The following is a 19,738-nucleotide window of genomic DNA, read 5'->3' on the forward strand; positions in this document are numbered from 1 at the left end:
TTACTCCATATTATTAATCGAACTCAGGTTCATAAATTTTAAAAACGTGTTCCACTGAAATGCTCCGTCGGCTTGCCCCGGAAAATTTTACGGTTGAAAATTCAGGTTTCATTCTCTTTACTAATTACAGAACTGAGGCTGCACCAGCAACATCTGGTCTTAAATAGCCTTAGAAAAAGGTGATAAATTGTAGGTAGATTTGGAATGGAATAGGTAAAAATCAGTCATGAGGACTCTCTTTATCGACAAAATCGAACATGTTCTTATCTTCAATTTTTATATGAGCATAATTTCTCTAAAGTGTTAATATTCAACAATATCTGTTTTAATTGTTTACATTTAATAGGAGAACCAACTAAATATATTACAATGAAAAAAGCAATTTTACTTTTGGGATTTTTTGTATTCGGTGTTCAATCTTCTTTTAGTCAGGGAGACATTGTATTGGGGGTAAACGTGGGGCTTCCTACGGGGGATGTAAAAGATTATTCCAATTTTGACGTTGGAGCAGATGTTGCCTATCTTTTTGGATTAGCTGAAATTGTGAAAGTAGGACCTACAGCTGGTTATATGCATTTTTTTTAGAAGATGGTGAAGATGAAGATCTGTCTTTTGAAGAAAGTGATTTTCAGTTTATTCCTGTGGGTGCTGCCGGCCGCGTAGATTTGATTTTTCTTGTTGCCGGTCTGGACCTTGGCTATGCCATAGGAGTGAATGACGGAAACGACGGTGGATTTTTCTACAGGCCCAAAATAGGTTTTTCTTTAGCAATGTTGAACATTGTCGCATCTTATACAAACATAAGTATTGAAGATAATTTCAATGTATCCACGTTTAATATTGGTTTGGAATTTGAACTTTAAAATGAATAAATAAAACAGAAAGAGCAGGGATAAATCCTGCTTTTTCATATTCACTTTTTGGGCTGAAGATAATATGCTCATATTTTGATATATTTACTGTATGAAAATACTTATTATCAATGGTCCTAACCTGAACTTATTAGGAACCCGGGAGCCGGAAACCTATGGAAATAAAACTTTTGAAGACTACTTTTCAAAACTACAATTCAGGTTTCGGAAGGTAGAGCTTTCCTATTTTCAGAGTAATTTGGAGGGGGAAATTATTAATCAGTTACATGAGGCAAACCATAAATTTGATGGCATTGTTCTTAATGCTGCAGCCTATACCCATACTTCTGTAGCTCTTGGCGATGCTGTAAAGGCAATTGAAACTCCGGTGGTAGAAGTCCATATCTCCAATACTCATGCCCGTGAGGAGTTTCGACATAAATCCTTTATTGCGGCAAATGCAAAGGGCGTTATCCTGGGCTTCGGACTCAGAAGTTATGATCTCGCGATTACCAGCTTTATTGAGGATAAAGAATGAAAAAAGCATATTTAAACTGGAGCAGCGGGAAAGATTCAGCGTTAGCACTTTTTAAACTTCAGGAGCAAAAAGGATTTGCTGTAGAAAAGCTGGTAACGACCATTAATACAGATGTAGACAGAGTTTCAATGCACGGGCTAAGAAATGAGCTGCTTTTTCAACAGGCACAAAGTATCGGGTTGCCACTTCAGGTGATCGCCTTAAATGGAGCTGTTTCTATGGAGGAATATAATTCTGAAATGCAGAAGACAACGGAATTGCTGCTTCAGGAAGGCTATAACTACAGTGTCTTTGGTGACATTTTTCTCGAAGACTTACGAAATTATCGGGAAGAGCAGCTAAAAAAAGCAGGATTACAGGGAGTCTATCCGCTCTGGAAAAAAGATACTTCAGAATTGATTCAGGAGTTTCTACAACTGAATTTTAAAGCAATTGTAGTTTGTGTAAACGCTAATGTTCTGGATAAATCCTTTTGCGGAAGAATAATTGACCAGGCTTTTTTGGATGATTTACCTGAAGGTGTAGATCCTTGTGGTGAAAATGGCGAATTTCACAGCTTTGTTTTTGACGGCCCTGTTTTTAAAAATCCCATTGCATTTGAAATAGGAGAGAAGGTGGAAAAATCTTATCCCCAGAACAAAAACAAAGAGGATAATTGCTTCTCTGACGATGACAGGAGCTGGGATTCGAGATTTTGGTACTGCGATTTACTTCCAAAATAACCACCCTGGACCACCCCGACCTACGGTCACCCCTCCTTTATAAGGAGGGGAGCTTTCTTAGTGGAACTTCAACTGACCTGCGGTCATTATTTCTTCATTCAGAAGAGAATAAGAGGAGCTTAAAAATGGCAATTCTCGGCAGTGTATTCTCCGAACGACGAACTCGCGACTGTGAACGAAAAAACCACCCCGACCTACGGTCACCCCTCCTTTAAAAGGAGGGGAGCTTTTTGATTGGTGCTTGATGAGCAGAATCCGGGATTCCTGCTATTTTTTAGCGATACCTTAAAAATGGCAATTCTCGGCCTTTGTTTCTACGAACTACGAACTATTAACTCGCGACTCGAACTACGAACTAAAGACTACAAACAAAAAATCCCCAAAAACCATTTCAGTTTTTCGGGATTTTTAAATTTTTGTCTATAGTTTAGATATGGATTACTTCATCATAAGCGGCGGCAACAGCTTCCATTACTGCTTCGCTCATTGTTGGGTGAGGGTGAACTGCTTTTAGCACTTCGTGGCCTGTAGTTTCCAATTTTCGGCCTAAGACAGCTTCAGCAATCATATCTGTAACTCCGGCGCCAATCATATGGCAGCCCAGCCATTCTCCGTATTTAGCATCAAAGATCACTTTTACAAAACCGTCAGATTTACCGGCAGCTTTAGCTTTTCCTGATGCCGAAAATGGGAATTTTCCAACCTTCAGTTCGTAACCTGCTTCCTTAGCTTGTTTTTCTGTCATTCCAACAGAAGCAATTTCAGGAGTAGCGTAAGTACAACCTGGAATATTTCCGTAGTCAAGAGGTTCTACTTTCATTCCTTTTATCTTTTCCACACACAATATCCCTTCCGCAGAAGCAACGTGTGCCAGGGCAGGGCCGTGAACCACATCTCCAATAGCGTAAACGCCGGAAACGTTGGTTTTATAGAAATCATCTACAATGATTTTATCTTTTTCGGTCTTAATCCCAAGTTCTTCAAGTCCGATATTTTCAATATTTGTTTTAATACCAACTGCAGAAAGAACAATGTCAGCTTCCAGTGTTTCTTCACCTTTTTTCGTTTTCACCTTGGCTTTTACCGTTTTTCCGGAAGTATCTACACTTTCTACTGAAGAATTGGTCATTACTTTAATTCCGGCTTTTTTGATGCTTCTCTCAAATTGTTTGGAAATATCTTCGTCTTCGAGAGGAACTACATTAGGAAGAAACTCTACAACAGTTACGTCTGTTCCCATAGAGTTATAGAAATGGGCAAATTCTACTCCAATAGCCCCGGATCCAACCACGATCATGGATTTAGGTTGTTTTTCCAGCGTCATCGCTTCCCTGTAACCAATCACTTTCTTGCCATCCTGCTTAAGATTTGGCAATTCCCGCGACCTGGCTCCTGTTGCAACGATAATATTTTCTGCTTCGTAATCTGTGGTTTTATCCTTGCTGTCTGTTACAGCAATCTTTTTACCCGATTTTAATTTTCCGAAACCTTCAATGACATCAATTTTGTTCTTTTTCATAAGAAACTGCACACCTTTGCTCATCCCATTGGCAACGTCGCGGCTTCTTTTTATAACAGCACCAAAATCTTTATCTGCATTCTCAAGCTTCAATCCGTAGTCGTCGGCATGTTTTAGATAATCAAAAACTTCAGCACTTTTAAGAAGCGCTTTAGTGGGGATACAGCCCCAGTTAAGACAAACACCACCAAGGTTTTCTTTTTCTACAATTGCAGTTTTAAAACCCAACTGCGAAGAGCGAATTGCAGTTACGTAACCGCCGGGTCCACTACCCAGCACTATGACATCGTATTTACTCATATTCGGAATTATTTTAATCGGTTATAGAAGTAGCGAATTTAAGGAATTATAGCCTAACCTGAAAGTATTATACTTTGGCTTTGTTCCAAAAAAGATGAAATAAAAAAAGCTTATCGGGAAGGATAAGCTTTTTCTGAAAAATGATCTGAAATATTATTTACTGCCAGGGGAAATCGTTCTGATTTTGGAAGCATCGAAATTCAGCTTTTCCATTACAGCGTTATAATCTGAAATATCCACATTCTCCGTCTCGGCAAAATTTGCAGGAACAATTACAATTCTAAATAACTGGTTATTAGTGTAAGCAGCGTTTATGGTGTCAAAATCTTCATAGGGAATACTGCTATCTAAAAAGATTGTGACGTCAAAGAATGTAAAATCAAAATTGTACTGAATTTGCTCTCCGTCGTTTGTATAAATTATCTGCGGAAGCTGGCGCCAAACATAATAAGGTACTCCATCAGAATCTTCATATTGCCCAAAGGCCATATAAACAAGAACGGCATCATCTTCTTCAACGTCTACACCTGCTTCTTCAAAATCTAAAAAGAGGGTGTAATCATTAGCTTCAGTAAAGTTGGAAATTTCTAAATCCAGCACAGTGCCCACAATTGCATCACCAGGTTCACCCTGAGGACCTTGTTCGCCTTGCGGCCCCTGTTCTCCTTGCGGCCCTTCCGGTCCCTGCGGACCACCTGCATCACCAGGTTCACCCTGTGGACCCTCCGGTCCTGGAGGCCCTTGTTCTCCTTGTGGCCCTTCAGGCCCCATTTCTCCATCATCTGAACATCCTACAAAAAGCGCAGCGGAAATTAATAATAGTGTAAAAATTTTTCTCATAATTAGGTTTTGGTTATTAGTTCACGGTTAACCACAAGTAGCGGAAGTAGGGAGGCAGACCTGTAGTTTTAACCTTAAATTTGTTCGCAACTAATTTAGCTTTTTTTTATGAAATCCACTATTCGGAAAAACGGCTTCCAGAAAATTTATTTTTAAAATATTCTATGCCTATTCCGAAACCAATTCCCTGAATCAGGTATTTATTTGATGGCCTGTTTTAACCTGAAAAAGTTTGTATAAGGAAGATGGAGCGACTTCACTCCAATTGTTTTTCTACGCCAGGTATGGGTGGGAAAGCATGGGAGAATGCTAACGCAGAATCCCTCAATGGTATCCTAAAGAACGAATACATTAATTTTAGTTATATGGATATTACATTGACAGAGGTTCGGAAAATGATAAAAAGATGGTTCTTTTTTACAACAATGAGCGGCCAAACGGTTCACTAAAAAATAAAAAACCACAAGAGTTTGCAAACTTTGTTCAGCAGTTAATTGCTGAACAAAGACCAATATTTAACATTAATTGTTAACCTGAAAAAAGGCAACCATATTCAGGCAAGGCCAAAGGTAAAACTTGAAATTGACAACCCGAACTCCGAACTCCGAACGAAAAAGAATTACTTCACCGCATTCATTCCAAACGTGGCGACTTCATGATCCTGGTCTACAGCACCTCCGGAAACTCCAATTGCTCCTATAATATCTCCATTAATGTCCTTAATTGGGACACCTCCGGGGAACGTGATAAGCCCCGCGTTGGAATGTTCAATTCCGTAAAGAGATTCTCCCGGCTGAGATAGCTTTCCAATTTCTCCCGTTTCCATATCGAAGTAGCGGGCAGTTTCTGCTTTTTTAAGTGCGATATCTACCGAGCCAAGCCATGCACCGTCCATTCTTGCAAAAGCCGTAAGGTTTGCACCGGCATCCACAATAGCGATATTCATGGCCACGCCTATTTCATCTGCTTTCTTTTGTGCAGCATCTACTGCAGTTTGCGCTTGTTGAAGTGTAATATTCATAATCTAATTTTTTTGGCTTCTCCTTAAATTAAGAATTAGAATTTAAACAGGGTGGTCCTTTAAGAAGATAATAACATTGGTTTATTTTATTCTTTCCATGCACCCATTTTCCCGGTTTGAAAATCAGCGTAAGCTTCATCAATTTCTTCCATTGTGTTCATTACAAATGGTCCTCTGGCAACTACAGGTTCTTCAAAAGGTTTAGCATGTCCAAAGAGAAGAACGCTTTCGGCTTTAGCCTCAATTTCGAGTTCTTCGCCATTATTGTCAAATTCGGCTAAATGAAGCGCTTTTACCTGCTCACCATTAACTTCAAACTTTCCTTTAATCACATAAAAGAAGATGTTATGGTCTTCAGGAATATTAAGGGTTATTTTTGCGCTTTCTTCAAAATTAAGAGTAGCGAGATTTATATCTGTAAAGGTGTTGAAAGCTCCGGCGGTCTCTTCTAAAGAACCCGAAACAACCTGACCTGTGACTCTTCCATCGTCAAGAGATATCGTAGGGATCTGATCTTTTTGAAATCCGAGATATCTGGGATCTGTCATTTTATATTTTGCGGGAAGGTTTAGCCATAGCTGCAAAATTTCAAGATCGCCGCCTTCTTTTTTAAATTTTTCCGAAGATACTTCGGCATGTAAAAGTCCGCTCCCGGCGGTCATCCATTGTACACCTCCGCTCCCTATAACACTTTTATGTCCGCCAGAATCTTTGTGTGCAATATCACCATCAAGAATAAAAGTTACGGTTTCCATCCCGCGATGCGGATGCGGTCCAAAGGGTAATCCGTTGTTATTTGGAGGGTACTGTTGCGGGCCGTGATGATTCAGAAACAAAAATGGATCGATCATCTGGATACTTGCAGTGGGCATTGGGGAATAGGTAATAAGGTCTGCAATAGGACGATATTCGGCTTTATGTACTTGTTTTATACTTCGCATAATTTATGTATTATTTGTTCCTAACATAGATTAATTTAAACCTGGAATTATGATTTTCGCGAGACTCAATTTCAAATTTGTCAATAGCATTAATCATGGGGGTTAACTTTTGGTACCCATAATTCCGCGAATCGAAATTCGGCTGTTTTTTCTGAAGAAGACTTCCCACATCACCCAAAAATGCCCATCCATCCTCATCGGCAACGTCAGAAATGGTAGAGGCAATAAGACGGGTCACCTTGGGAGTGATTTTGTCTACGTTGTTCTTCTTTTCTCTTCTTTCCTTACTGGTTTCCTGGCTAGTGTCTTTGTCCTTATTTTTTAGGATTTCGATGTAAATAAATCGGTCGCAGGCTACGATAAATGGCTCCGGAGTCTTTTTTTCGCCAATTCCTATTACTTTTTTACCTGCTTCCCGTAACCTTGTAGCAAGACGGGTGAAATCGCTATCACTGGAAACAATACAGAAACCATCAACCTTATTGGAATATAAAATATCCATGGCATCTATAATCATTGCTGAGTCTGTCGCATTTTTACCCTGTGTATAGCCATATTGCTGCATTGGGTTAATTGCGTTTTCCAGCAGTACTGCTTTCCATTTGGCGAGGTGGGGCTTTGTCCAGTCCCCATATATTCTTTTAATGGTTGGATTACCGTATTTGGCAATCTCTTCCATCATTTCTTTAATGTATGCAGAAGGGATATTATCCCCGTCAATTAATACTGCAAGGTTTATTTCCATAGAGTTTTTCGTGATTTTCCTGAACTATAAAGATAGTATTTTTAACTAAAAAAGGCGGCAACTGCCGCCTTAGTGAATTTCTATAATAGATGATCTTAGCTGTATCTAAAGATCGCGTTTACTTTAGCTTCTTTCTCTGGCATAAAAGCACTTTCTATCAGGAAAACCGAACCTCCGGTTTCTATAACTTTTGCTGCCGCCAGGTTCATTAAAGAAGTATTGTCTGAAGATTGCTCTTTACTCACTTCTACTTTACGGTTCTGCTCGTCATAAGTACCCCAAACTTCAGATCTGTTTTCCAAAAATAAAGTATCCACTTTACCTTCATATGCTGCGGGAATAATGTCTGAAATGCTGGAAGATGTTTTATCTGGCGTTAGCTCGTTAAAACTTTCTAATTTAGAGCGCTTTTTCTTTTCCAGGTGAGGCTCCATTACTTTAAGTGCTTTTTCGTGAAGGCCAAACATATCGGTATCAGAAGGATTACCGGGAACTACCTGATCAAAAAGGTTTTTATAGGAATTTGCTTCCTTATAAATTGGGAAAAGATAATCCTGACAGGCAACTACTAAAGGTACATTTTCATCCCGAAGAACCTCGTGCAGTCCTTTGTCTATGGCATTAAAGAATCTTAAAATTTCATTTTTATCATCCCGGTTAGCAGCGTCATAACCATGACTGGTAGAAGTTCCCATCGTGCTGTTTTGCGTTTTCTGCTTCCGGTTTTTTTCTTCAAAATCATAACCAACGCGGTCTTCCAGTTGTGACGGAGTCAAATCTTCTACATAAATTTCTCCAATGGTATTTTTTGTAGCTTCATAAAATTCCACTTTATCCTGCTGTACAGCGAGGAGGTAAAATCGTCCTTCATCTGTAGTGAGAGGCGCCAAAGGTTTGACGTAGAAATCATTTGAAATATAATGGTGAGCTTCAAAATTTACCGGTACGGTGTATTTTTCAAAAAATCCTTCGGAAGAAAATATTGCCAATCCGTCAGACTGATGTCTCCAAAATTCAGGATCTTCCAGCAAAGCCTCTATTGGTTTCCCGATACCCTTAATTTTTTCCGCAGAAACGCTTCTGTCTTCCAATTCTCTTTTTACCTGGTCCCAGGTAGATTTAAGATGTTTCTTATTTTTTTGCTCCAATACTTCTTTTCCCCCTCTTTGAGTAGGAATAAAGATGGAAACACAGATATCCTGCTTAAAGTCTGTTATTTTTTTGAATTCTTCCTGACTTATCAATGCCATATTGTTGTATTTTTTGGGTTAAAAAAGGGAGTGAAAAATTATTTTCATTCCCTGTTCTTTGTTTAGTTTCTCTTATTCTCAAGATAAGCCGAATTGTAGCCAATTCAAAGGCTCACAAGCGCTGTATCTGCTAAATCTTTCTTAATTAATGTTTATGTTTTGAAAATAAATCGAGGAAGAGCGAACAGTATAAAAGAGTTTTGGCTGTTCTCAACAACTATGTTGTTATAAAAAGATAATACGTTCAATTGCTATAGGTCCATAATTGCCAATTTTGAACTCTCGTATTCCAGCCCGGCTGGTGTGTAAAAGTTTTTTGTTGTCAACAGCATAAGAAGCCAGTAATTGTCATTTTGAAGGACCTCCTTTTTTTCTTCAGAAGAAATTTTATACCATTCCCTTTAGTACTGCGGTTTTACCGCTTTTCCAGGCACTCTTTACCACCAAACCACAAAAAAAAGTTCAAATTCTGATTCATTTTTTTTCATCCAGAGTAGAGGTGATCTTTTACATCCTATAAAGTAGTCTACTTGTTTTTTAATGACCTCATAAGAATGCCAGTTTTCGGCATACTGTGGATGGACAGGCCATTGTTGCTTTTTAGGAGAATAGAACCAATATTTTTCATATTCCTCACCGCAAAAGTTTTCTGAATGTATCCAATATCCTGCAATACATTCGGGGTTGATTTCTCCGGTTTCGAGCTGCTTTAAAAGCTTCGGAAGGAATAAATTTGCCTTAAAACAAACTTCCTGCTTCAATTTTTTAGGATTAACCTGAAAAGCAGAGAGATAATCTATAGTTTCGTGCTTATATAGTAGAGGAAATTGCTTTTCCTTTAATTTCTTTACCTTCTGAAGTAGCGAATCTTTTCTGTTTGGTCCAATCCATCGTTCCAGTTCTTTTTTAATGGAAGGATCGTAGACGTAGAATTTATAGACCAGTTCTACATGATATTGTTGATTGCGGGAAATGCTCTTCAGAAGAAAATCCAGCTCCCCAACAGTAATTTTGTTAGTATGAATTTGAATATTTGAGGCAAGCACCTCATAATCAGCAGAAATATTTATGAGTGCTTCAAAAGCACTCTCCATCCTTTTTCCCAGAATAGAATATGGAAAATCCGGAATAGCAGCAGGATCGGTTATTAAAATGTCCTTAGGAAAATCAAACTGAGATAATCCAAAAAGCGTATGCTTCCAGAGGGGAGGAGTAGCGAGAAAACCTAAAACCTGCTGATAACTATTTTTATCCATAGAAATCCTTATTCCAGTATTACCTTTTCCCGACGAGGATATTTCACTTCGTAGCCAAGGATGAGTTCCCTTTGTTGTTGTGGGGCCAGCGATAATTGCCATTTTACCCCACCGGTTTTTTCATCCAGTTTTCCTCCCGAAAGTTCTGTTGCCTCCACTTCAATCTCACCAATTGCCGAAACCGGAATCTGATCAAAAAGAGTGATCTGGATGGGCTGGGATTTTTTATTTTTTACAAGAATTCTGAATTCCCGACTATCAACTTTGTTACTGCCTAAAAATCTTTGCTTAGAGAATTGATCCACTTTTGTCCTTCCAATCACAATATTACGATCCCGCCCAAGGGAAATGTCCAAAGTATCGCTAAGAGATTTTGCGTCCAGAACCGTTCGACCAACAAAAGCATCTTCAAAGAATAAATTTGCTTCTCCTTCCAACAGGTTATATTGATCCCAGTCGGTAATATTGGCAATTAAAAAAGCATCTTTATCCAGTTTTGGAACCGCATAATATTCATAAGCGGTTTCAATATCATATTCATTCAATTCAATGGCGAGTTTCTCTCCGTTGGATTTAATGGAATAAGGTTTTTCTACTTCAAACTCTACAGTGGTCTGATTCTCTACTGCGGTGGTGGTGATTTTTTTAGATTGTGGTAGGGAAGAGGCTCCTCTAATTCTTATTCCTGCCACACTGCCCTGCAATTTTCCTCCATAACCTGTTACCACAACTTCTTCCAGCGCTTGTGAGTCTGCTTCTAACTTTACATCTATTCGGGAACTTGTTATAGGAACTTCCTGTGTTTTCATTCCCACGAAAGAAAAAATTAGCCTTTCAGCATTATTTGGTAACGTTAGTTGATAATTCCCATCAAAATCTGTCTGGGTGCCAACCGTGCTGCCTTCCACCATTATATTTGCACCGGGAAGTGACAGATTATCTTCATCAAGCACTACTCCCGTAACAGTACGGACAGAGCGATCTACTGCTCCATTAAATGTGGGACGAAAAATGGTATTTCTGGCGTAATTGAGATACCATGTGGAAAGTTCCGGAGCCACGCCGCTCTCGTTGGGATTGCCATTGGAAAATTTCAGTTTTACATTATCCCAGTCCACACCTGTATTTTGATAAACATCTGCTTTGTATTGAAGCTGTAGCGGATTGTCAATGTCTTCTACCCGTATGTCATAATTAGGAAACCATCCCGCGTTTGCTACCAGATAATTAATTGTAAACTCTCCGCGGGTGGCATTATCTGCTTCTATTCTTATTTCTATTTCACCTGAAGGTAAATTCTCTTCTCTGCTCACATCAGCAATTTGTTGCTCTAAACGTGATTTTCTTTTGGTAAGTTCCTCAATTTCAATTCTTGTCTCTATTTCTTCATTCTTTATAGCCGAAAGTTGTTCATCATAAAAATTAATGGCTTCTCTTAATTGGGAAAGCGATGCTCCGGAATTTGTTCCGCCAAGATTTTTATTTTTATCGAGCAGACTCTGTTTTTCCTGAAGGATTTCCAGGCGCGCTATATTTTCTGAAATTTGGAGTTCCAGGTTACTTATCAGGCTTTGGATGCTGTCAATTCTATCATTCTTCTGGCGCTCATTAAGGAAGTTTTGTTTATGGTTTACAGAAAGAATGGTGAAATTACCATCTGCACTAACCTGTACACTTTTGTCATTGATGTGTGGCGATAGGCCATCTAAGACAAGCAAAGAATTTCCTGCGGGTATTTGCACTTCTCCTTCACGGCTAATTTGCGCTCCCTGAAGAAAAACGGTGACGTTCTTAATGGAAGTAGATAAAGGAATTTCTTTAAAATTTTGAGCAAATGCTGAAGAGCCAATCAGCACAAGCAATAAGAGGATTTTTTTCATTTTTGTTTGATTGATGATGTGTTTGTGATGTGAAAAATTTTAGCTGTTTTTATATGATTACTTTCTGGTTGTTTTGGAAAAGATAAATGGAATTTCCGTTTCCCCATCTGTTATTGTAGCTAACAGTTGATCGTTTTGCAATTGATATGTAATTTTCTTCGGAAATTCATTTTCTTCGTTTTCTGCAATGAATTTATTTGAAGCATAAGTGCTAACTGGAAAAATGACAGGTTTTTCATCTTCTCCGGTTACTTCAAGATTCCAATTCCCCGCTTTGTAAAAAAATCTCAGGTCTTCCTTAAAAATCGTGTCTCTATTATTTAAGGTATAGCCAACACCGGAATATTCTTCAGAAGATTTCTTTATCCAGTTTTCGAAGGTGCTGCTATTGTCTGTATTGTTGGTGCGTTTCCAGGTGCCCAGCATCCAGTCAAAAGAAACTTGTTGATCTTCATGAGCTTTGCTGCTGTCAATATTTCCGAAGGAAAAAATTATGAGTGCGAGGCAAAAAGTAAAAAGAGCTTTCATAGATTATTCTTGAAGTTGTGCTTCACGAATCCTATTTTGATGAAGTACATTTTTGGTGACTAAAGAATGTAATCTCAATAATTGCCAAATTTCGAGCCTGACTTTAGAATATAAAAATTGAGTTTTAACCCTTCAGATTCAGAAAGAAACAAAATAAGATTTCTGAAAAAACTATTCTTTCAAAAGTAATCCTGTGGGCACTTTTAGATCTTCAGGTGCGGGATCGTACATATTAAAGTAAAGGATTATTGGTTCTTCAAGGCCGTCGTAATTTACTTCATATTTATCCAGCATACCACCTCCAAGAATTCCATTTTTAGTTTTAAATTCACAACAGCTGCCAATTCTTTCATAAGAAATCACTTCTCCGTTGGGGCCGCTAAGGTTGTTCAGGTAGTCTTGTTGATTACGGGGCCCTTCCTGGAGGTTGTCACTGCCCACGATAACGGGGTGCCTTGGATCAACTCCAAAATTACGCTCCATTTGTTCCTGAATCTGTGGGTCACGTTGTGTACCGCAGGAAGCGAGAAGAACTATGGTAAGTATAAATAGTATTTTATTCATGGTTGTTTGTTTTAAGCTGAAATATATTCTAAAAAATTCAATTTTTATTGAAAAATAACTAAGCGGTTAATACTAAGCTAAAAATAATTTTAATAATTAGTTACTAATCGTTATAATTTTTGCAAATCTTTAATATTTTTGAAATTTTCTTCAATGACTGCAGAGGACTTATTTTCCCAGGCGTTTGTTACCTTTGCCGGAAACAACAATTTTGCAGCGAAAACGCTACTATTATCTTATTAAGATTCAGTTTTTGGGCTATAGATTACATGGCTGGCAAAAACAACCAGATGTAAAAACAGTTGAAGGGCTCGTAACCAAAACACTACGTTGGGCAATGCCTGAGGCAAAATTTAAGATTCTGGGCAGTAGCCGTACAGATGCAATGGTATCTGCACAGGAGTCGGCTTTTGAACTTTTCCTCGATAATGAGCCATTGGACGATCTGGATGCCTTTTTGGAAGTTTTCAACCTTAATTTACCACAGGACATAAGGGCTTTGACGGTGGAAGAAGTGGATGCGAAATTTAATATTATACAGCATCCAAAGGTAAAGGAATACGCCTATTTATTTTCTTTTGGAGAAAAGAACCATCCTTTTTGTGCACCATTAATGGCTAACTTTATGGTGGATCTTGATATTGAAGAGATGCAGAAGGCGGCGCGATTATTTAAAGGCATTCATAATTTTAGGAACTATTGCGTGCGAGTATCTGAAAACAGCAAATTTGAAAGGGAAATCAATAATGCTGAAATTACCGATAATGATCTTTTTAGTGCCAGTTTTTTTCCGAAGCAAACTTACATTTTTCATGTGCATGGTGAAGGATTTCTGCGCCACCAGGTACGTTTAATGATGGGCACATTAATCCAGGTGGGAAAAGGGGAACTGAGCGTAGAGCAAATACAACAAAGTCTTACAGGTACTCCAGATTTACAAATGGATTATATTGCTCCCGCATCTGGGCTTATTTTGAACAAAGTGGGGTTTAGGGATTTATAGTAAAATTTTTTCTGTGAAAGTATTCCCCTCCGGCGGAGGGGTGTCCGAAGGACGGGGTGGTATTTCATTTTTTTCCAAAATGCTCTACTATAAAACGTTCCAGTTCTTGCATTACATTTTTTAATTCGTTCCGGACTCTGGAGGAGGGAATTCTATATACATGAAGGCCCAGATTTTTCAGATATTCCTCTCTTTTCTGATCACAGATTTCTTTATTATTATGACTGGAGCCATCAATTTCTACTACCAAGCTTAATGTTTTTACATAAAAATCTACGATAAAACTTCCGATTACCCGCTGCCGGTCAAAATCTATTCTGTGAAATTTGCCTTTATGTACTTGCTTCCAAAAAATAATCTCAGGAAGGTTACCGGCTTTTCTAAGAGCTCTTGCTCTGTTGCGAAGTGATGAATTTGCCGGTAGATTATATGTGAAATTTCGATAAATGGGAACTGCACAAATATGGGTGACTATTTCTCTTGAAGTGCTTTTTTCCACCCCGGTCTTCGACCACCCCTCCAAAGGAGGGGATTTCGCATCCCTAGTATTATCTTCGTTAGAAAGCATTTGATTAAGATACTACTTTTATTCTAAGAGGGTAAATACTCCGAGACTTGTCTCGTTAGTAAATTTTTAAAGTTTGAAAACGTGTTCCTCCAAAATGCTCCGCGGGCTTGCTTCGGGAGAAATTTTACTCTCCATTCCCCTAGTTTCTCACTCTTCCTTCTCCAGAATCCTTAGGGCAACTTTGAGTGTTTCGTATCCTATGGCTTCCTCAAAATGTTCAAAATAGGTTTTTAAAGAACCTGGGTTATCCAGGTCTTTTTTTGCTTTCTTAATTGCTTCCAGGTCGGCTTTCGATACGAACTGATGGAGATCAATATTTTCCCCATCCTTATAAAGTTTCAGCAAATGAGAAAAAATAGTGGTGTTCGCTAAATTCCGTTTTTTGGCAATTTCTTCCACACTAAGTCCTTCTTTGTAAAGCTCTTCCGTAATTTTATGAGTATTTCCTTTTTTAGCCGGTTTCTGTTCGCGCTTTTCTTTGCTGAAGGCGATAATCTCTTTGATAAAACGATAGCCGTAATCCTGCATTTTCTGGCGGCCAACGCCGTTAATTTGCAAAAATTCATCATCGGTCATGGGCCGTTCTTTCTCCATTTCCTTAAGCGTGGCGTCATTAAAAATAAGATAGGCGGGAATTTCTTCTTCTTTTGCAATCTTGAGCCGCAGTTGTCTCAGTTTTTCAAATAATGAATTGTCTTTTTTCTTTAATGAGCCTTTATTTTCTTCCTGAACCGTTTTTCTGTCGGGAACTTCAGCTAAACGGACTTTTTCGCCTTCAAAAAGTACATTTTTGGCTGCTTTTGTAAGCTGAAGGTGATTGTTTTTGTGAAAAGCGACTTCAGCATAACCAATATTGATCAATTGAATAATATATTGCTGCCAGTGATGCCAGGAAATATCCTTTCCAACCCCATAAGTCGGCAATTTCTGGTAATTTTTCGATAAAACGGCTTCATTTTGAGAGCCCCTTAAAACGTCAATTATCGTACTTATAGGTTCGCTGCCTTTAAGCCTGAAGATACATGAAAGTGCTTTTTGTGCGATTACAGTCCCATCAAAGAAGGCAGGCGGATTTTGGCAAATATCGCAGTTCCCGCAGTCTTCCTGCTTTAACTCCCCAAAATAATTAAGCAGAATTTTTCTACGGCACGTTAAAGCTTCAGAATACTGCTTCATGCGATCCAGTTTTGCCAGCTGTACCTCCTCATTTGCGGCATTGGAAGCAAAACGCTGCAGCTGTACCACATCTGCATAGCTATGGAAAAGGAGGGTGTCTGATGGTAATCCATCACGTCCCGCACGGCCAATTTCCTGGTAATACCCTTCCAGGTTTTTTGGCATGTTGTAATGGATTACCCATCTAATGTTGGATTTATCTATTCCCATTCCAAAGGCAACGGTAGCACAAATAATCTGCTTTTCATCGTTGATAAATTCATCCTGGATTGTAATTCGATCTTCATGATTAAGCCCTGCGTGGTAAGCCTCGGCTTTAAAACCTTTTGCTTTTAATTTTGCCGCAACTTCTTCAGTAGTTTTTCGACTTAGGCAGTAAACAATTCCGCTCTCTTTTTTCCGGTTTTTGACGAAATTTGCAATCTGTTCAAAGCGTTTTATTCCCGGCCGAACTTCCAGGCTCAGATTCTTACGGTCAAAAGAAGCTACATGTTTTTTCGCCTTTGGGATATTTAGTTGTTGCGCTATATCACTGCGTGTCGCCTTATCTGCAGTAGCGGTTAGTGCTATAACGGGAGTAGAGGGGAAGCGGTTTTTAAGGTAGCCCAGTTGCGTATAGGCAGGCCGAAAATCGTGGCCCCAGCTGGAAATGCAGTGCGCTTCATCTATTGCAATGAGACTTATTTTTCCTTCAGTTAAAACCTTATCGATAAACTGAAGGCTTTCGGGAGCAACATAAAGCAGCTTTAACTCTTTCTTATCTATCTTCTGAAAAATAGCCTGCCGGTCTGCTTCCTGCTGGCTGCTGTTAAGGTAGGCTGCAGGAACACCGTTGGCAGTTAAACCATCTACCTGGTCCTTCATTAACGCAATTAGTGGGGAAATTACCAGCGTGATTTCGGGAAGTAAAATTGCGGGAAGCTGGTAACAAATAGATTTTCCGCCACCCGTAGGCATTATTACAAGGTTGTCTTTTCCGGCAAAAACAGAATCGATTACTTTTTTCTGAAGGGGACGAAAACTATCGTAACCAAAATATTCTTTAAGCGTATTTAACAGCGTGGCTTCTTCCATTTTACAAAGATAAAATTTAGGTATGGAAGAACATCTACCGGAGTAGAAAAACGTTCCTTCTCTTCAGAAAAAAAAAGGTTTAGCTTTCTCTTTCCCTTAAATTCTCAAGTATAATGTGATTATTATTACTTTTATGGAAACTTTTTAATCTTCATGGCAAAAGTAAAACGTTATTCACTAAAGCGACCAAAATCCACCAGGGCTCTTAACCAGGCGCCGGGAACTATGACTTATGTGGGGCATAAGGAAACAAAAGAGACGCTACTTGAGGTTATAGATTACAACAGGGAAAATTATCAGAGGTTTACTTCGAAATCGTTGGAAGACGCTTTTAAATTTGAAGAAGAAAAGAATATTACCTGGATAAATATTGACGGCCTCAACAATACTTCAGAAATTGAGAAACTGGGGAAATATTACGATTTGCACCCTTTAATTCTTGAGGATATTGTGAATACCGGCCAACGGCCTAAGATTGACGAATATCCCGAATATATTTTTATCGTGGCCAAAATGCTTTATTACAATGCAGATGGTACAATAAATAATGAGCACCTGAGTATGGTGGTGGGAAAGGATTATGTGCTGACTTTCCAGGAGGCGGGGGGAGATGTTTTTGACGGGCTAAGGGAGCGTATAAAAAGTGGAAAGGGGCGCGTAAGGAATAGTGGGGCAGATTATCTTATGTTCGCACTTTTGGATGCTATAATTGATAATTACTTTGCAGTGGTTGATGATATTAGCGATAAAATAGAAATTTTTGAAGACCGGATTTTTCAGGCTCGTAGCGACGAAAATCTTGTGCTGGAAATACAGGATCTAAAACGTACAATTTTAAGAATAAGACGTGCAGTTTTTCCTTTAAGGGAAGTCGTGACCCGGCTTTTAAAAGTAAATCACGAAATTATTGAGGAAAAAACCGAGAGTTATATTAGAGACCTGCATGACCATATGATCCAGATTTCAGAAAATATAGACCTGTATAGGGAAATGATAAGGAGTTTACTGGACATGTATATGAGTACCATTAGTAATAAAATGAATGAAGTAATGAAAGTACTTACCATTATGGCTTCTATTTTTATTCCTCTTACATTTATTGCGGGAATTTACGGGATGAACTTTGAATATATGCCCGAGCTACAATGGAAATACAGCTATTTTGTACTTTGGGGAATAATGTTGCTTCTTTTTGCAGGTATGCTAATCTATTTTAAAAGGAAGAAGTGGCTTTAATTGCCTGATATTATATTTTAGAAAACTAATTATTATAACATGAAAAATTTCCTGCCGGTCCCGCTATTATTATGCTTAGTCCTTACTTCTTGTAGAGATAAAGCTGAACCAAAAACAGAACCAATGGAAAATATAAAAACAGCATATATAGGCACCTATACGAGGGAAGAGGGCCACGTAGATGGTGAGGCACAAGGGATTTACACTATTTACCAGGAACCTGAAAGTGGAAGCCTTAGGTTTGGAACTACCGTTGCCGAAATTACCAATCCGTCATTTGTAAAGGTTTCCGGGGACGGCGAAAATCTTTATGCAGTAAGTGAATTAGGAGGTGGCGGTGAAGAGGCCGGCTTTATTCACTCCTTCAGGATTAAAGAAGACCAGGCGCTTGAGGAGTTGAATAAACTTTCTACCGAAAGTACTGCACCGTGCCATGTGGCGCTGGACAGGACGGGGAGATATGTTTTTGCTGCCAATTATATGGGTGGCGTAGTGATGATGTACAAGAGGCAGGAGGATGGAAGCCTGGAAAAACAGCAGCGTATCGATCTTGAGAACCCAGAGGGATCACATGCACATTCTGTAACACTTTCTAAAGACAATAAGTACGCATATATCGCCGATTTGGGGAATGATAAGATCTTTATCTACAATTTTAATGCAGAAGCAGGAGAACTTACACCCAACGAACAGGTTTCTGTAGCATTAGAAGAAGGAGCAGGACCTCGGCATTTTACGCTTTTTGAGGAGCAAGGTACCGCATATTCCATAAACGAATTGAACAGCAGCGTTACGGTTTTCAGAAAAACTGAATCTGGCGGTTTGGAAATTATTCAGAAAATTTCTGCACTTCCGGAAGATTTTACAGAAAGAAATTCGGCCGCAGATATCCATTTGCACCCTTCGGGAAAATTTCTTTATACATCCAATCGCGGTCATAACAGCATTGCTGCTTTTAAGGTTGGTGAAGACGGGAAATTAACTACACTGGATTTTTATTCAACAGATGGGAGAACGCCCAGAAATTTCGCTATTGGTCCCGAAGGCAAATTTCTATATGTTGCAAATCAGGATTCCAATGATATTACCATTTTTAACATAGACCAGAAAACGGGCGAATTAGTGCAAAAACTTCCGAATTTTGGATTAAAAACTCCGGTGTGCATTGAATTTGTACGACTGAATAATTCGGACTGAACTTGCCTTTCTCAGAAAATTTTTTCGGAGGCAGGTTTTCTTTCTTTATGCTGAAAATTGCCGTTTTTAAACCCTTGCTTATTTAATTTAAACATCTTCGGAAAAACAATACCAGCAAACTTTATCTTTTTTTTATGAGTTAAGGCATTCATATCATTTTAAGAGGTGCTTTCGTTTTTTTATCTTTCAATAGAAGAATTAATGAAAGAACCGTATGAAATTAGGATATCACGCTTCTCACGAACAATTTCCACCTTCAGATCTACTAAAACTCGTACAAAAAGCTGAGGAAGCAGGTTTTGAAGCTGTTCTTTCTTCAGATCATTTTCACCCCTGGAGCAATAAGCAGGGGGAAAGCGGCTTTGCCTGGAGCTGGCTGGGTGCTGCCATGCAGGCCACAAATCTTGAATTTGGAGTTGTAAATGCTCCCGGGCAGCGCTACCATCCTTGTAAATGAAGAACAGGAGGAGTTTATAGATTTTTTTGGCAATAAACTTCAACCTAAATTTCAGAAATAACCCATAAAATT

At 38.8% G+C, this 19,738-nt stretch carries 21 protein-coding genes; 9 read left to right on the forward strand and 12 right to left on the reverse strand.

Translation table 11 applies throughout. From position 1 onward, the window contains the following. Positions 1-369 precede the first annotated feature (369 nt). From RM529_RS02460 to RM529_RS02475, 4 genes are all read left to right on the forward strand, one after another. Complete coding sequence (locus RM529_RS02460; RefSeq protein WP_311483164.1) at positions 370-585, forward strand: hypothetical protein; 216 nt, start codon at positions 370-372, stop codon at positions 583-585. Positions 586-641: 56 nt separating this feature from the next. After that, positions 642-863, forward strand: coding sequence for a hypothetical protein (locus RM529_RS02465; RefSeq protein WP_311483165.1), 222 nt, complete (start codon positions 642-644; stop codon positions 861-863). A 100-nt stretch (positions 864-963) separates the two neighbouring features. Beyond that, positions 964-1,389 carry a type II 3-dehydroquinate dehydratase gene (gene aroQ / locus RM529_RS02470; RefSeq protein ID WP_311483166.1) on the forward strand — a complete coding sequence of 142 codons (426 nt, stop codon included), beginning with the start codon at positions 964-966 and terminating at the stop codon, positions 1,387-1,389. Further along, positions 1,386-2,111 (forward strand): Dph6-related ATP pyrophosphatase, encoded by a 726-nt coding sequence (locus tag RM529_RS02475; RefSeq protein WP_311483167.1) that lies wholly within the window; start codon positions 1,386-1,388, stop codon positions 2,109-2,111. Before aroQ ends, RM529_RS02475 begins: the two co-directional genes overlap by 4 nt. A 427-nt stretch (positions 2,112-2,538) precedes the next feature. Here RM529_RS02475 and lpdA read toward each other — a convergent pair whose 3' ends face one another. After that, positions 2,539-3,930 (reverse strand): dihydrolipoyl dehydrogenase, encoded by a 1,392-nt coding sequence (lpdA, locus tag RM529_RS02480; RefSeq protein WP_311483168.1) that lies wholly within the window; start codon positions 3,928-3,930, stop codon positions 2,539-2,541. Positions 3,931-4,083: 153 nt separating this feature from the next. Then, complete coding sequence (locus RM529_RS02485; protein WP_311483169.1) at positions 4,084-4,770, reverse strand: collagen-like protein; 687 nt, start codon at positions 4,768-4,770, stop codon at positions 4,084-4,086. A gap of 284 nt (positions 4,771-5,054) precedes the next feature. On the opposite strand from RM529_RS02485, the gene RM529_RS02490 reads away from it, so the two are divergent. Further along, a complete protein-coding gene (locus RM529_RS02490; RefSeq protein WP_311483218.1) occupies positions 5,055-5,219 on the forward strand; it encodes an integrase core domain-containing protein in 165 nt (54 codons plus the stop codon). A gap of 170 nt (positions 5,220-5,389) precedes the next feature. Here RM529_RS02490 and RM529_RS02495 read toward each other — a convergent pair whose 3' ends face one another. From RM529_RS02495 to RM529_RS02530, 8 genes are all read right to left on the reverse strand, one after another. Beyond that, positions 5,390-5,791, reverse strand: a complete 402-nt coding sequence (locus tag RM529_RS02495) for a GlcG/HbpS family heme-binding protein (RefSeq protein WP_311483170.1) — start codon at positions 5,789-5,791, stop codon at positions 5,390-5,392. 86 nt (positions 5,792-5,877) lie between these two features. Further along, positions 5,878-6,732: a pirin family protein gene (locus RM529_RS02500; RefSeq protein WP_311483171.1), complete on the reverse strand. Its 855-nt coding sequence runs from the start codon at positions 6,730-6,732 to the stop codon at positions 5,878-5,880. Positions 6,733-6,742: 10 nt separating this feature from the next. Beyond that, complete coding sequence (locus RM529_RS02505) at positions 6,743-7,477, reverse strand: NYN domain-containing protein (RefSeq protein ID WP_311483172.1); 735 nt, start codon at positions 7,475-7,477, stop codon at positions 6,743-6,745. A 95-nt stretch (positions 7,478-7,572) separates the two neighbouring features. Next, positions 7,573-8,727, reverse strand: coding sequence for a baeRF7 domain-containing protein (locus RM529_RS02510; RefSeq protein ID WP_311483173.1), 1,155 nt, complete (start codon positions 8,725-8,727; stop codon positions 7,573-7,575). Between the two features lie 437 nt (positions 8,728-9,164). Then, positions 9,165-9,983: a DUF1853 family protein gene (locus RM529_RS02515; RefSeq protein WP_311483174.1), complete on the reverse strand. Its 819-nt coding sequence runs from the start codon at positions 9,981-9,983 to the stop codon at positions 9,165-9,167. Between the two features lie 8 nt (positions 9,984-9,991). Beyond that, the gene (locus tag RM529_RS02520) at positions 9,992-11,863 is read right to left on the reverse strand and encodes a DUF4139 domain-containing protein (protein ID WP_311483175.1); all 1,872 of its coding nucleotides are present in this window, start codon (positions 11,861-11,863) and stop codon (positions 9,992-9,994) included. Positions 11,864-11,920: 57 nt separating this feature from the next. Further along, the gene (locus RM529_RS02525) at positions 11,921-12,391 is read right to left on the reverse strand and encodes a DUF6265 family protein (RefSeq protein WP_311483176.1); all 471 of its coding nucleotides are present in this window, start codon (positions 12,389-12,391) and stop codon (positions 11,921-11,923) included. 171 nt (positions 12,392-12,562) lie between these two features. Continuing rightward, a complete protein-coding gene (locus RM529_RS02530) occupies positions 12,563-12,955 on the reverse strand; it encodes a 2-dehydro-3-deoxyphosphooctonate aldolase (protein ID WP_311483177.1) in 393 nt (130 codons plus the stop codon). A 211-nt stretch (positions 12,956-13,166) separates the two neighbouring features. Between RM529_RS02530 and truA the strand changes: the two genes are divergently transcribed. Then, positions 13,167-13,958, forward strand: a complete 792-nt coding sequence (gene truA, locus RM529_RS02535) for a tRNA pseudouridine(38-40) synthase TruA (protein WP_311483178.1) — start codon at positions 13,167-13,169, stop codon at positions 13,956-13,958. Between the two features lie 64 nt (positions 13,959-14,022). Here truA and RM529_RS02540 read toward each other — a convergent pair whose 3' ends face one another. Together RM529_RS02540 and recQ are read right to left on the reverse strand one after the other, a co-directional pair. Next, a complete protein-coding gene (locus tag RM529_RS02540; RefSeq protein WP_311483179.1) occupies positions 14,023-14,526 on the reverse strand; it encodes an endonuclease domain-containing protein in 504 nt (167 codons plus the stop codon). 147 nt (positions 14,527-14,673) lie between these two features. Next, positions 14,674-16,776: a DNA helicase RecQ gene (gene recQ, locus RM529_RS02545; protein ID WP_311483180.1), complete on the reverse strand. Its 2,103-nt coding sequence runs from the start codon at positions 16,774-16,776 to the stop codon at positions 14,674-14,676. 153 nt (positions 16,777-16,929) lie between these two features. Here recQ and corA point away from each other — a divergent pair, with 153 nt between their 5' ends. From corA to RM529_RS02560, 3 genes are all read left to right on the forward strand, one after another. After that, the gene (gene corA / locus RM529_RS02550) at positions 16,930-18,012 is read left to right on the forward strand and encodes a magnesium/cobalt transporter CorA (protein WP_311483181.1); all 1,083 of its coding nucleotides are present in this window, start codon (positions 16,930-16,932) and stop codon (positions 18,010-18,012) included. A gap of 123 nt (positions 18,013-18,135) precedes the next feature. Next, positions 18,136-19,209, forward strand: a complete 1,074-nt coding sequence (locus RM529_RS02555) for a lactonase family protein (RefSeq protein ID WP_311483182.1) — start codon at positions 18,136-18,138, stop codon at positions 19,207-19,209. 214 nt (positions 19,210-19,423) lie between these two features. Further along, positions 19,424-19,666: an LLM class flavin-dependent oxidoreductase gene (locus tag RM529_RS02560; protein ID WP_311483183.1), complete on the forward strand. Its 243-nt coding sequence runs from the start codon at positions 19,424-19,426 to the stop codon at positions 19,664-19,666. The last annotated feature ends 72 nt before the right edge of the window (positions 19,667-19,738 follow it).

The sequence above is a fragment of the Autumnicola edwardsiae genome (assembly GCF_031846505.1).
Taxonomy (GTDB): domain Bacteria; phylum Bacteroidota; class Bacteroidia; order Flavobacteriales; family Flavobacteriaceae; genus Autumnicola; species Autumnicola edwardsiae.

Excerpts from the sequence above, each read along its gene's own strand:
- RM529_RS02460 (WP_311483164.1), top strand. The coding sequence starts at position 370 with ATGAAAAAAGCAATTTTACTTTTGGGATTTTTTGTATTCGGTGTTCAA.
- aroQ (WP_311483166.1), top strand. The coding sequence starts at position 964 with ATGAAAATACTTATTATCAATGGTCCTAACCTGAACTTATTAGGAACC.
- RM529_RS02475 (WP_311483167.1), top strand. The coding sequence starts at position 1,386 with ATGAAAAAAGCATATTTAAACTGGAGCAGCGGGAAAGATTCAGCGTTA.
- lpdA (WP_311483168.1), bottom strand. The coding sequence starts at position 3,930 with ATGAGTAAATACGATGTCATAGTGCTGGGTAGTGGACCCGGCGGTTAC.
- RM529_RS02485 (WP_311483169.1), bottom strand. The coding sequence starts at position 4,770 with ATGAGAAAAATTTTTACACTATTATTAATTTCCGCTGCGCTTTTTGTA.
- RM529_RS02490 (WP_311483218.1), top strand. The coding sequence starts at position 5,055 with ATGGGTGGGAAAGCATGGGAGAATGCTAACGCAGAATCCCTCAATGGT.
- RM529_RS02495 (WP_311483170.1), bottom strand. The coding sequence starts at position 5,791 with ATGAATATTACACTTCAACAAGCGCAAACTGCAGTAGATGCTGCACAA.
- RM529_RS02500 (WP_311483171.1), bottom strand. The coding sequence starts at position 6,732 with ATGCGAAGTATAAAACAAGTACATAAAGCCGAATATCGTCCTATTGCA.
- RM529_RS02505 (WP_311483172.1), bottom strand. The coding sequence starts at position 7,477 with ATGGAAATAAACCTTGCAGTATTAATTGACGGGGATAATATCCCTTCT.
- RM529_RS02510 (WP_311483173.1), bottom strand. The coding sequence starts at position 8,727 with ATGGCATTGATAAGTCAGGAAGAATTCAAAAAAATAACAGACTTTAAG.
- RM529_RS02515 (WP_311483174.1), bottom strand. The coding sequence starts at position 9,983 with ATGGATAAAAATAGTTATCAGCAGGTTTTAGGTTTTCTCGCTACTCCT.
- RM529_RS02520 (WP_311483175.1), bottom strand. The coding sequence starts at position 11,863 with ATGAAAAAAATCCTCTTATTGCTTGTGCTGATTGGCTCTTCAGCATTT.
- RM529_RS02525 (WP_311483176.1), bottom strand. The coding sequence starts at position 12,391 with ATGAAAGCTCTTTTTACTTTTTGCCTCGCACTCATAATTTTTTCCTTC.
- RM529_RS02530 (WP_311483177.1), bottom strand. The coding sequence starts at position 12,955 with ATGAATAAAATACTATTTATACTTACCATAGTTCTTCTCGCTTCCTGC.
- RM529_RS02540 (WP_311483179.1), bottom strand. The coding sequence starts at position 14,526 with ATGCTTTCTAACGAAGATAATACTAGGGATGCGAAATCCCCTCCTTTG.
- recQ (WP_311483180.1), bottom strand. The coding sequence starts at position 16,776 with ATGGAAGAAGCCACGCTGTTAAATACGCTTAAAGAATATTTTGGTTAC.
- corA (WP_311483181.1), top strand. The coding sequence starts at position 16,930 with ATGGCAAAAGTAAAACGTTATTCACTAAAGCGACCAAAATCCACCAGG.
- RM529_RS02555 (WP_311483182.1), top strand. The coding sequence starts at position 18,136 with ATGGAAAATATAAAAACAGCATATATAGGCACCTATACGAGGGAAGAG.
- RM529_RS02560 (WP_311483183.1), top strand. The coding sequence starts at position 19,424 with ATGAAATTAGGATATCACGCTTCTCACGAACAATTTCCACCTTCAGAT.